This window comes from Sorangium sp. So ce185 (genome assembly GCF_051526825.1).
Taxonomy (GTDB): Bacteria; Myxococcota_A; Polyangia; order Polyangiales; family Polyangiaceae; genus Sorangium; species Sorangium cellulosum_D.
In genome coordinates, this window is sequence record NZ_CP150316.1 from 13,641,864 (window position 1) to 13,653,396 (window position 11,533).

Below are 11,533 nucleotides of genomic sequence, written 5' to 3' on the forward strand. Positions count from 1 at the left end.
TTCTTCCCGGAGGGGTGTCCTATTCGATGCGATAGTAGATGATCGTCCCGGCGGGGTTCGACCGTACCTGTTGTTCGTACGATTCCGGCGTCGGGGGGGCGCCGGTCGAGCCGCCGTTCCGCGGGTCGGGGTTGCCCCCACCGCCAGCGGGATCCTTGTTCGGATCGGTATCGGTGATCTTCGTCGCCCCGGTGAGATCGACCACCGCGTGGATGCGCACGCGCGTCTCACGCTTGTTCCCCGGGACGACGCCGTCGGCATAGATGCTCAGGAAGTTGCTCCTGTTGCCGAGGGCCTTCGTGGCGTTCGGCTTGAACTTCACCGCCTCGACGCCCATCGCCTTGAGCTGCTGGCCGAGCATCGCCCCGAGCGTATTGCCGGCCTTCTGGGTCATGGCGTCGACGAAATCCTTGGGGGTGGGGAAGAGGATGCCCCCGGTCATGCTCTGCACGAGCGACGCCACGGTCAGGAACGCCGTCTGCTGGTTCACGTCGGTGCAGAGCGGCGTCGCCGCGACGTCCACGAAGTCGGCGCTGCAGGTGAGCGTGAGGAGCATCTGCGCGTTCGCCGACGTCGCGTTCACCTTCTGCTTCCGGTTGCCCCAGACGGTCAGCACCCGCTTGTCCGGGTTGTTCGGATCCGGATCGACGAACGTCGCCCAGAAGTCGTCGCCCATGCCCCGGATCAGCCGCAGCTCCTCGAACGAGTCGAAGGGGGCGTTCTTGCGCACGTAGGGGAGGCCAACCGTCTGGTAGAAGCTGTCCTCGGCGCCGGTGGAGCTCGGGGCGTTCGTCGACGTGTCGCAGACGAACGTCTGGTCGCCGGGGTCGGCCCAGTCGACGAGCGCGCTGCAGATGGTCGCGCGATCCGAGAACTGGCCGTCGCCGTCGCGCTCCTCGAAGAGCGCGTTGTACTGCGGGGGGCTCATCAGGCTGATGAGCTGCGCCCCCACGGCGATCTGATCCGCGATGCCGCCCACGTCGTCGGCGGCGCGGTTGATGTTGATCTTCGAGTCCTCGTCGACGATCTTGAGCTCGAAGCGGCCGCCGCCAGTGAGCCCGAGGTTCTTGCCCGCCGCCGCGCTGGCCGCGGCCTCGTCGGGCGGCGCCGCGCCCGGCTCGGTGAGCTGCGCGTTGAACGGGCCGAGGAACATGTCGGTGAACTTCCAGACCGGCACCTGGAAATTCCCCTTGAGGCCGATGATCGCGAGCATCGGCCCGATCGTCTGGCTGACGCTCGGCTCGGAGGCGATGAGCATCCGCGACAGGTTCACGGCGCTCCGCGCGTAGTACTCGGCCCGGAGCGCGTCGCGATCGGCGAGCGCCGCCGAGAGCTCGGTGGAGGTCTCCTCCTGGAGCTCGGTCAGGAACACGGTGAGCACCGTGATCGCGCCGAGCACCATGACCAGCGCCACGCCCCGCCGGTCGCGCCGCCTCCGGAGGCGGCGGCGCGCGCGCCCGCCCGGCGGGGTGGGGGCGGCGCGCTCCTCGGCGTGGGGGCTCTCCGGGTGGCTCATGGCTCAGTTGGCCCCGAAGGCGATGGGGACCTGCATGGCGATGGGCACCTTCGTCTCGAACTTGATGGGCTCCCCGCCCGGCCCGCCGTTCAGGACCAGCGTCACCCACACCTGCGACGGGAGCCGCTCGAACTGCGCCGCCGGTTGCGTCGAGTCCCACGAGTCGACCCACTCCCCGGTGACGGGGTCGAGGTAACGGACATTGAAGCTCTCGATGTCCTCGGCGAGCACGTTGACGACGCCGCCCCTCGTCGGCTCGAGATCGATGAACTTCGCCTCTCGGCGCACGAGATCGAGCTTGTCGCGCTCCGGGTCGCGCGAGCCGAAATAGCCGATCTCGCACTGGTCCGACTCGTGCGCGTTCCTGAGCAGCCTCCGGTGCGCGAACGCGGTGAAGTCGACGCGATCCGCGGGCGACGAGTCCTCTCCGGTGAACGCCGTGAGCCGTACCGCGATGTTCTTGTCGGCCGGCTGGTGCCGGGACAGAAAGGCCGCCTGGAGCTCGCGCGAGATGCGGGCGATCGCCCCGCGGCCCTGGTGGTAGCGGTCGCTGATGCGCGAGATGCCCGCGCGCGACCGGCTCATGCCGTCGAACGCGCCGTAGATGAGCGTCCCGATGATCGCCAGGATGGCGACCGAGACGAGGACCTCGAGGAGCGTCACCCCGCCCGCGCGCCGGCGGCGCCTGCGGAGCGAGCTCGCCGTCCGCGCCGTCGCGGTCATTGCCCGCCTCCCTGGCCCGTGCCGCCGCCCGCGCCGGTGTCCTCGGGCTGGCCCATCTGCGGCACCGTGACCCACTGCACGAGCTCGAGCGCGTGCTCCTGCGCCCCTTGCTGCCACGTCAGCCGGACCGTCACCCGCCGCGCGCTCGCCTCGAAGATCGGCTGGAGCGTCGGCGCGAGCATGTCGATGAACGGCTGCAGGAGCCCAGCGATCCCGCCGGCGGGCTCGCCGCCCCCCGCGCCGCCGGGCGCGCCGACCAGCGACTGCGCGAGGTCGTCGAGGCTGCCGCTCGGGGCGGCGGAGCCGCTCGACTCGGCCGGCTTGGTGAGCTGGCCGAGCCCCTCGAGGTTCGTGTCGAGATCGAGATCGCCGTACTTGGGCTCGGGCATCTCCGGCTTCTCGATGCGCCAGGAGCACTTGATGGAGGTCGACTCGTCGCCCTCGCAGCACGGCCCGTTGTCGGCCTCGTCGAGCATCGGCAGGCCGTCCCGGGCGAGCCGCTCCTCGATCTCGGTCATCTTGCAGCGCGCGAGCCCGTTCGCGAGGCTGATGTTCCGCGCGTGCGCCGCCGCCGAGAAGGCGCCGGCCTGGGCGGAGAGGATCGCGGTGAGCCCGAGGCCGAGGATGGCCACCGCCACCATGATCTCGAGCAGGGTGAAGCCGCGGGCGCGCATCAGAACCCCGTGTCCTCGCGCTCCGACTCCTCGGCGTCGTCGCGCGGCCGCGGCATGCTCACCTTGCCCCGCCGGATCTCGGTCTTGCCGGTGAGCGGCGAGACGAGCACCGTCATCACGGAGTCCTCGGTCTCCTCGCCGCCGAGCGAGAGCTGGATGGCCGCCCGCTCGGTCTGGCCGCCGGGCCAGAAGTAGAGGTAGGCGCGCCCCTCGGTCGCGGCCTCGTCCTGGTGCCCGGTCTCCACCTGGAGGAAGCGGACGCCGCTCGAGAGCTCCTTGCCGGGCTTCTCGCTCGACGGGTCGAAGCCGAACGCCTTCGCCGGCTGGAACGACGGGCGCGGCGCGCGCGGCCCCTTCAGGATCGCCTCGGCCTCCGCCACCGCCGCCTTCTCGGCCTCGGTCGCCGCGGCGGCGCCGCCGGTCCGGTCGTTCCTCTCGACGACGAGCTCGCCCGTGGACTCCTCGAGCACGATCATCCGCTCCTCGAAGTCGAAGACGAGCCGCATCGGCTTCGACTTCGCGTTGGCGTGGGCGTAGGCGACCCGCACGGCGCCCGCGAGCAGCGCCGCGCTCCGCTTCAGCCGGGCGCTCGTGACCGCGCCCATGCCGAGGACCACCGAGCCGCTGATGAGCGCGATCACCGTGACGGCGATCAGCACCTCGACCAGCGTGACTCCCCTCGTGCGCAGGCGGCGTGTCATGGGCGCTCCCTCCGCGTCGGCGTCACATCTCCGCGATCTTGTTGATCTCGGACTGCCTCATGTTGTCCCGGATGTCGTCCGGGGAGCCTTCTTTCTTGTCCTTGCCGAGCGAGTAGACGCGGATCTCGCTCTCCTCGCACTTGATCCGGTACGGCTGGCCCCAGGGGTCGTCCGTCTTGTTGGCGTCGATCTGCTTCGCGCTCACCAGCGCTTGCAGGGTCGGGCAGCCCTCGCCGCCCCCGCCGAGGTTCTGGTACTGATCCGCCGCGGTCTTGATGACCGACGCGCCGGTGTAGGCGCTCCTGACCTTCGCGGCCTCGAGCTTCGGCCACAGCACGAGCGTGGCGCCGCCGGCGATGATCGCCATGATCGTCACCACGATCAGGACCTCGACCAGGGTCACGCCCCGCGAGAGTCCCCGGCCCAACCTTCGAATCGTCTTCGCCCTGTTCGCCCTGTTCGTCTCCATGTCCCTCACTCCACCCTGTCAAGCCCGCCGATTTCGCCGTCCGGACCGTCGCTCATCAGATCGTATCCCTCCGGGTCCCTCCTGCCAGGGCAGGTGAGCCGGAGCGGCCTCCCCCAGGCGTCGACCGGATCGATCGCGAGGTATCCCTCGCGCTTCAGCTCTTCCAGCGAAGCCGGGCACCGCCGCTCGTGGTCGGCGCGGTACAGCGTGATGGCCCCGTGGACGACGGACAACGTGGCGCGCGTCGATCGAATTCCCACGAGCCGCCGCTCGCGCGCGCCGAGCAGCAGGAGCAGGACCGCCATCCCGAGGCCGGCCGCAAACGGCCGCACGCGCGCCATGCCGCTCCTGCGGAAGAGCCCGCCGCCGCGCTCCCACGGGAAGAAGATCGTGCTCTCTCGCTGCCTCCTGCGCCCCATGGAGCCCCCTACCCGACGAAGTTCGACATCTGCATGAGCGGCATGAGGATGGATATCGCGATGAACGCGACCGTGCCGCCCATGATGACGATCATGAGCGGCTCGAGCAGGCTCGTGAGCACCTGGACGCGGGTCTCGACCTCGGAGTCGTACGCGTTGGCGACGTTCTCGAGCATCGCCTCGAGCTGCCCGCTCCGCTCGCCGATGGCGATCATGTGGATGACGATGGGCGGGAACCGGCCGCTGCGCTTCAGCGGATCGGCGATGCTCTGGCCCTCGCGGATCGACCCGATCGCGTCGGCGATGACCTTCTCCAGGGCGGCGTTGCCGAGCACGCTGCGCACGATGTCCATGGCGCTGAGGAGCGCGACGCCCGACGAGAGCAGGGTCGCGAGGGTCCGCGCGAAGCGCGCGATGGAGAGCATCTGGATGAGCTTGCCGAAGATCGGCGCGCCCAGCACGAACGTGTCCCAGCGGAGGCGCCCCTTCGGCGTGCGCAGCCAGCGGCGGAACCCGTACACCGCGCCGACCAGCATGACGATCACGAGCCACCAGTAGCTCGCGGCGAACTCCGAGGTGCCGATGAGCGCCGAGGTGTACCAGGGCAGCGTCTGGTCCATCGACGAGAAGATGTCCTTCACGTTCGGCACGACCGCGATCATGAGGACCGAGATGAGCCCGATGCCGATGATCGCCATGAGCGCCGGGTAGGCGAGGGCCGCGGTCACCTTGCCCACGAGCTTCGCCTGGTTTTCCATGAAGACGGTCAGGCGGAGCAGCACGCCCTCGAGCGTGCCGGACGCCTCGCCGGCGCGCACCATGCTGACGTAGAGCGGCGGGAAGACCGTGGGGTGCCCCTCCAGCGCCTTCGCGAAGCTCGTGCCCTCGCGCACCTGCTCGCGCACCTGCGTGAGGGTCCGCTTCAGCGACTCCTTCTCGACCTGCTCGATGAGCGCGTTGAGCGACTCGAACAGCGGGATGCCGGCGCCGATGAGCGTCGCGAGCTGGCGGGTCATCATGGCGACCTCGGACGTCGAGGGGCGGCCCGCGAACGCGAAGAGCTTGAGATCCCGCTTCGCCTTCGCCTTCGCGGCCTGCTCCTCGGTCGCGCCGGTGAGCATGATGCCGTCCTTGCGCAGGGCGGCCCGCAGGGCCTTCGCGTTCTCCGCGTCGCGGACCCCTTTGACCGGCTTGCCGGTGCCGACGAGGATGCCTTTGTATTCGAATACCGCCACGGCCTTCCCTACTCGTCGACGATGACGTCTTCCTGCGTCGCCGCGAGGACCTCCTCGACGGTGGTGATGCCCAGGAGCACCTTTCGTGCCCCGTCGTCGCGGAGCGTATCCATCCCCTGCGAGATGGCGACCCGCTTGATGGTCTGCGCGTCCGCGCTCTTCAGGATGAGCGGGCCCACCGCGTCGTCGATGACCATCAGCTCGTAGATGCCCCGCCGGCCGACGAAGCCCTTCTGGTTGCAGGCGTCGCAGCCGCCCGGTTTGTAGAACACGGCCCGGTCGATGTCCTGCCCGATGTAGTCGTATTTCTGCCCGTGCACGCTGTAGCGGTTCGACAGCTTCCGCCGCGCCTTCCAGGCGAGCCGGTCCTGGTCGAGGCCGAGCTGCTGGAGCTCGTAGTCCGACGGGCGGTAGGGGACCTTGCACGCCGAGCAGAGCAGGCGCACGAGGCGCTGGGCGAGGATGCCGATCACGCTGCTCCGCACGAGGAACGGCTCGATCTCCATCTCGACGAGGCGCGTCACGGCGCCGGCCGCGTCGTTCGTGTGGATGGTCGAGAGCACGAGGTGGCCGGTCAGCGACGCGTGGATGGCGATCTCGGCCGTCTCCTTGTCGCGGATCTCGCCGACCATGATGACGTCCGGATCCTGGCGGAGGAAGGCGCGGAGCGCCGAGGCGAAGGTGAGCCCGATCCCGGGGTGGACGTGGATCTGATGGATGCCGCCGATCTCGTACTCGACCGGGTCCTCGGCGGTGAGGATGTTCCGGCTCGGCTCGTTGATCCGGTTGAGGCAGGCGTAGAGCGTCGTCGTCTTGCCGCTGCCGGTCGGGCCGGTGACGAGGATGATGCCGTCCGGCCGCTGGATCAGCCCGTCCATGAGGGCGTACTCGCGCGGCGCGAAGCCGAGGTCGTCGAGCCCGAGCAGGACCGACGCCTTGTGCAGGATGCGCATCACGATCCGCTCGAAGCCGCGGCTCGTCGGCACCGTCGAGACGCGGATGTCGACGCTCTTTCCCGCGATCTTCAGGGTGATGCGGCCGTCCTGGGGGAGCCGCTTCTCGGCGATGTTGAGCGACGCCATGATCTTCACGCGGGCGATGATCGGCGCCATGAACTGCTTCGAGGCGCGCTTCGCGACGTAGAGCTCGCCGTCGATCCGGTAGCGGACGACGACGTCGCGCTCCTCGGGCTCGATGTGGATGTCGCTCGCCCGCTCGCGGACCGCCTGCGCGAAGAGGCCGTTGACCCAGGCGATGATCGGGGCGTCGTCGTCCGAGTCGATGATGTCGACGAGGTTGTCCTCCTCGAGCGCCTGGTCGCCCTCGAGCTTCGTGCCGCCGTCCTCCTTGCGCTCCCAGATGCGGTTGATCGCGTTCAGCACCGCGTCGCTCGTGGCGACCGCGATCTCGACCGGCTTGCCGAACAGCGCCCGCACGTCGTCGATCGCGGTCGTGTCGAGGGGGTCGGCGACCGCGCAGTAGACGACCCCGTCGTGCTCGGAGAGCGGCAGGATCTTGTGCTGCTTGGCGTACGTGATCGGCACCCGGCTCGCGAGCTCGAGCGGCACCGCGTCGATGTCGATGCGCGGGAGGAGGCCGACCTCGCACTCCTCCGCGAGCGCCCTCGCGATGCTCGCCTCGTCGGCGATGTTGGACGAGACGAGCAGGTCCGCGAGCGGCTGACCGCGCTCGCGGACCGTGTCGAAGAGCGGCACGAGCCGCTCCGCGGAGACGACGCCCCGCCGGACCAGGATCTCGCCGAGGTACTGCTGCTGCTGCATGCTCATTCGACGCGCTCCATCTGCCGTCCGCCGGGCGGGCGTCGCACGGGGCGCGGCGGCGGCGGCGCTCCGTTCTGCGGCGGGGGCATGTCGCCGTCCATCTCGACCATACCAGGGGCCATCGGCCCTGCGGCCGCGCCGGCCTTGCCGCCGAACGTCGGCAGCCCGACCGGCTCGACCGGCGTGTGATCCTGCGGCCTCCTCGGCCGCGCCTCCTCCTCGAGGCGCGCCCGCTCCTCCTCGGTCAGGATCGACTGCCGGATGTCCTCGACGAGCCCGTTCGCCCGGCTGAAGTCGCGCGGCGGCTCCCAGGCGGCGCTGTCGCTGAAGACGAAGTAGCGGTCGATGAACTCCTGCCGCTCCTGCATCTTGCGCTCGAAGATCGCCCGGAGGTCCTCCTGGTCGCGGATGACGTACGGCGTCAGGACGAGCAGGAGGTTCGTCTTCGCCACCTCCTTGACCCGCTGCCGGAACAGGAACCCGAGCACCGGGATGTCGCCGAGCACCGGGATCTTGGTCTCCCGGGTCTGCATCGAGTCGCGCACGAGGCCGCCGATCACCACGGTCTGCTGATCCCGGACCACGAGGGTCGTGCTCGCGGTGCGCTTGTTGATGGGGATCGCGCCGAGCGCCCCGAGCGGCGCGCCGGCGTCCGAGATCTCCTCCGTGAGCTCCAGCCGCACCTGGTCCGAGTCGTTGACGTGGGGGATGACCTTGATCTTCGTGCCGACGTCCTGGCGCGCGGCCTGGCCGCCGAGGCCGCCGAGCAGGCCGCCGAGGCCCCCGAGGCCGCCGAGCGCGCCCGCGGCCCCCGCCGCGCCGCCCGCCAGGCTCGCGAGCTGGTTGAGCCCGCCGCCGCCCACGTTGGTCTGGAGCGGGATGTTCTGGCCGATCGAGATCTCGGCCGCCACGTTGTCGGTCGCGAGGATGTGCGGCGTCGCGAGGATGTTGGAGTCGCCGTCCTGCGCCAGCGCGTGGAGGACGATGCCGAAGGCGGGGATCGACAGGCCCGTCCCGAAGATGTTGCTCGAGCCCGGGATCTCGGCGCCGCGGACGCCCAGCGCGAGCGCGCCGAGCTCGGTCGGCAGGCCGCCGACCGAGGGCACGACGTTGTTGCCGCCGTAGATGATGCCCTGGCCGTTGGCGGCGTCGAACGGCGCGCCGGCGTGGTAGCCGATGCCGAAATTGAGCGAGCGCTTGACGTCCACGTCCATGATCACGGCCTCGATGAACACCTGCCGCCGGGGCTCGTCGAGCTGGTCGATCACGGTGCGCAGCTGGGCGTAATCGTGGGGCGACGAGGTGATGAGGAGCTTGTTGCTCGCCTCGTCGCAGGTGACCTTGACCTGGCCCTCGAAGATGTCGTCGGTCGAGCCGGGCACCGGGGGGGCGTTGCGCGCCGCGCCCCTGCCGCCCACGGCCGCGCCGCCGCCGCCGCCGGCGCTCCCGCCGAGGACCTGGTTCAGCGTCGCGGACAGCTCCTTGCAGCCGGCGTGCTGGAGCGAGAGCACGTGGACCTGCCCCTCGCCCGTCTGCGGCACGTCGAGGCGCTTCAGGATGCCGAGGACGCGCAGGTAGTCCGGCTCGCTGGCGGTGATGATGAGCGAGTTGGTCCTGTCGTCCGCGATGATGCGCGCGCCGGTGCCGCCGGCGCCGGGGGCGCCGCCCCTGCCGGGCCTGCCCCCGCCGCCGCCGGCCCTGGGGTCGACGATCTCGTTCAGCTTCGTCGCGACCTCCGCGGCGGAGCCGTAGTGAACCGGCTGCACCCACAGCTGATCGCCGGCGCCGCCGACGTCGATCTCCTCGACGATCCGGAGCATGCGCTGGATGTTCGTGCCCGTGTCCGTGATGATGAGCAGGTTGCCGGGCGGGTAGACGGTGACGTCGCCGTCCTTCGACTTGAACTTGGTCAGGACGCCGCCCGCCTCGTTGGCGTCGATATGGGACAGCCGGTACATGCGGGTGACGAACCGGTCCTCCGCGGGCACGGGCGCGGCCGTCCCGAACACGGGGGTCGTCTCCGACACCGCGCCGGGCGTCTCCACGATCTTGAGGAAGCGGCCGTGGGGGATGACGGTGAGGTCGTTCGACGCGAGGATCGACAGGAACGCGCTGTACGCCTCGGCGACCGTCACCTTCTCCGGCGCGTACACCGTGGCCTTGATCTGCCGGAGCTTGCCGCCGTAGATGAACCGCCGCCCGGTGATGTTGCTGATCGCCTTCACCAGCTCGGGCAGGTCGGCCTCGTCGAGGTTGAAGCTGACCTTGTAGCCGCCGGGCTTCGGCTTGAACTCGATCTCCTGGACCCCCTGCTTGACCGCGGCGAGCGGGTCGTCGCCGGTGTCGCCCGGCGCTGCGCCCGGCGCTCCCGGCGCGCCTGCCCCGGGCGCCCCCGGCGCGCCTGCCCCGGGCGCGCCCGCGCCCGGCGCGGCTGCGCCCCCGGCGGCCGGCGTCCCCGAGGGGATCCCGGGGCGACCGGGCGCCGGCGCGCCCTGGCCGGGGGTCCGCAGCACGGGGGCGTTGCGGTTCGCGGGCTGCGCTGCGGCCGGCGGGGCCGCCGCGGCGAACACGAGCGCCGCCACCGGCGCGGCGAGGAGCCTCCTCCGGAGGCAGCAGGATCGCTCGAGGGTCGTCATCACCATCAGTCGACTCGATATTCTCTGCGTTGGTTTTGGGGTGGGGGAGGCGGCGCCGCTCAGTCGGCGCTCGGCGCGCTCTCGCGCTCGGCCGGCGAGGGGGGCCGCGGCCGCTTCGAGCGGGATGTCCTGCCCAGGGCGGTCTTGCTCGCCCCGGTGGTGGCCTCGCCTTCGGCCTCGTCCGCCGCGTCCGCGGCGCCTTCGGCGCCGTGGGGCGGCAGGACGGTCTTGGCGACCGACACGAGGAGCAGGCTCATGACCCCGACGAACGTGAGTGAGCCGAGGACGAACGTGCCGACGTACATCAGCGTTCGCCGCAGCAGGCTCCCCTCGTCCAGTCTACCTATCCATCGCGCCATGCCACTACCCTGCTTTCATCCCTTGAATTCAGTCCGCAGCGCTCACTTGATGTTGAAGTCGATGTTCATCGGCTTGCCCTTGCGGTTGATGCTCACCGTGAGCCGGTCCGCCGTCCGGAGCCGCGCATAGGCCTCGAGGGCCTTCTGCGGATCGCTCATCTCAAACCCGTTGATGCTGGACAGCCGGTCTCCGTTCTCCAGGCCGAGCGTCCCGAGCAGCGAGTCCGGTCGAATCCCGAAGAGACGGATGCCGACCACCTTGTCGCCCTCCTTCTCGGGGACGATGCGCGCGGAGCGCATCAGCTCGCCCTGGTTCTCGAGGATCTGGTCGACGGCGCTGCGCTCCACGTTGAACTCCGTCTCGCTCACCCGCTGGATCTTCGAGGCGATCTCGGGCGGCACCTTCTTGCCGCCGCGGGCGGTCGACTTCGACGTGCTCGTCGGCGCGGGCGTCACGGGCGTCGGCGCCGCGGCGGCGCGCGCGACGGCCTTGCTGCCGCCCACGATGGCCTGGCACCGCGAACTGCCGGACGTCAGCCAGACCCGGTCCCACCCCACGTAGTAAACGGTCTGCCCGCTGATCTCATCCCCCTGCCGCCGCAAGATCGCCTTGCCGTCCGAGCCGGCCATCGCCGCGAACGACCACGCGGGATCGTCGGCCTGCGTGATGAGCAGCACGCGGGCGCCGTCGCACGACGGATCCTCGTACGGATCCTTGTTGCTCATCTCCTGCTGCACGCTCGGGATCTCGACCGGCTTGCCGTCGAGCGGCCCCGTCACCGAGTCGAACGGGTTGCGCGAGAGGATCGGCCCGGCGTGCGTCGCGTGGTCCGTGCTCGCGGTCGACCCGAACGACGCGGGGCGCGGCGGCGCGGCCACCGGCGCCGGCGGCGCGTCGATCGCGACGCTCGAGGCCACGAGCTGACCCATGCCCGACGCCTGGAAATAGGCGGCGAGCGCGATCAGCGCGCCCAGCACCCAGGGGAAATACCGCTTCAGGATCGCGTCGATGCCCATGCG

Annotated in this window: 11 protein-coding genes; all 11 read right to left on the reverse strand. The window is 70.5% G+C overall.

All coding sequences use genetic code 11. The features are described from left to right. Window positions 1–19: 19 nt before the first annotated feature. Genes WMF26_RS50455 through gspC form a run of 11 tightly spaced genes read right to left on the reverse strand, consistent with a single transcriptional unit; the run spans window position 20 to window position 11,530 of the window. Complete coding sequence (locus WMF26_RS50455) at window positions 20–1,516, reverse strand: general secretion pathway protein GspK (RefSeq protein ID WP_437998529.1); 1,497 nt, start codon at window positions 1,514–1,516, stop codon at window positions 20–22. A 3-nt stretch (window positions 1,517–1,519) separates the two neighbouring features. Beyond that, the gene (locus WMF26_RS50460) at window positions 1,520–2,239 is read right to left on the reverse strand and encodes a type II secretion system protein GspJ (protein ID WP_437335097.1); all 720 of its coding nucleotides are present in this window, start codon (window positions 2,237–2,239) and stop codon (window positions 1,520–1,522) included. Continuing rightward, complete coding sequence (locus tag WMF26_RS50465; RefSeq protein WP_437953178.1) at window positions 2,236–2,913, reverse strand: type IV pilus modification PilV family protein; 678 nt, start codon at window positions 2,911–2,913, stop codon at window positions 2,236–2,238. Before WMF26_RS50465 ends, WMF26_RS50460 begins: the two co-directional genes overlap by 4 nt. Beyond that, a complete protein-coding gene (locus tag WMF26_RS50470; RefSeq protein WP_437335099.1) occupies window positions 2,913–3,614 on the reverse strand; it encodes a pilus assembly FimT family protein in 702 nt (233 codons plus the stop codon). Before WMF26_RS50470 ends, WMF26_RS50465 begins: the two co-directional genes overlap by 1 nt. Before the next feature lie 22 nt (window positions 3,615–3,636). Continuing rightward, window positions 3,637–4,083, reverse strand: coding sequence for a prepilin-type N-terminal cleavage/methylation domain-containing protein (locus WMF26_RS50475; RefSeq protein WP_437335100.1), 447 nt, complete (start codon window positions 4,081–4,083; stop codon window positions 3,637–3,639). A 5-nt stretch (window positions 4,084–4,088) separates the two neighbouring features. Further along, entirely contained in the window at window positions 4,089–4,502 is a 414-nt protein-coding gene (locus WMF26_RS50480; protein WP_061622493.1) for a type II secretion system protein GspG, read from the reverse strand. 8 nt (window positions 4,503–4,510) lie between these two features. Beyond that, a complete protein-coding gene (gene gspF / locus WMF26_RS50485) occupies window positions 4,511–5,737 on the reverse strand; it encodes a type II secretion system inner membrane protein GspF (RefSeq protein WP_437953180.1) in 1,227 nt (408 codons plus the stop codon). Window positions 5,738–5,745: 8 nt separating this feature from the next. After that, complete coding sequence (gene gspE, locus WMF26_RS50490; RefSeq protein ID WP_061622494.1) at window positions 5,746–7,524, reverse strand: type II secretion system ATPase GspE; 1,779 nt, start codon at window positions 7,522–7,524, stop codon at window positions 5,746–5,748. After that, window positions 7,521–10,160, reverse strand: coding sequence for a type II secretion system secretin GspD (gene gspD, locus WMF26_RS50495; protein WP_437998530.1), 2,640 nt, complete (start codon window positions 10,158–10,160; stop codon window positions 7,521–7,523). Before gspD ends, gspE begins: the two co-directional genes overlap by 4 nt. 53 nt (window positions 10,161–10,213) lie before the next feature. Beyond that, window positions 10,214–10,513 carry a hypothetical protein gene (locus WMF26_RS50500; RefSeq protein WP_148314647.1) on the reverse strand — a complete coding sequence of 100 codons (300 nt, stop codon included), beginning with the start codon at window positions 10,511–10,513 and terminating at the stop codon, window positions 10,214–10,216. Between the two features lie 42 nt (window positions 10,514–10,555). Continuing rightward, a complete protein-coding gene (gene gspC, locus WMF26_RS50505; RefSeq protein WP_437953183.1) occupies window positions 10,556–11,530 on the reverse strand; it encodes a type II secretion system protein GspC in 975 nt (324 codons plus the stop codon). Between the last annotated feature and the right edge of the window lie 3 nt (window positions 11,531–11,533).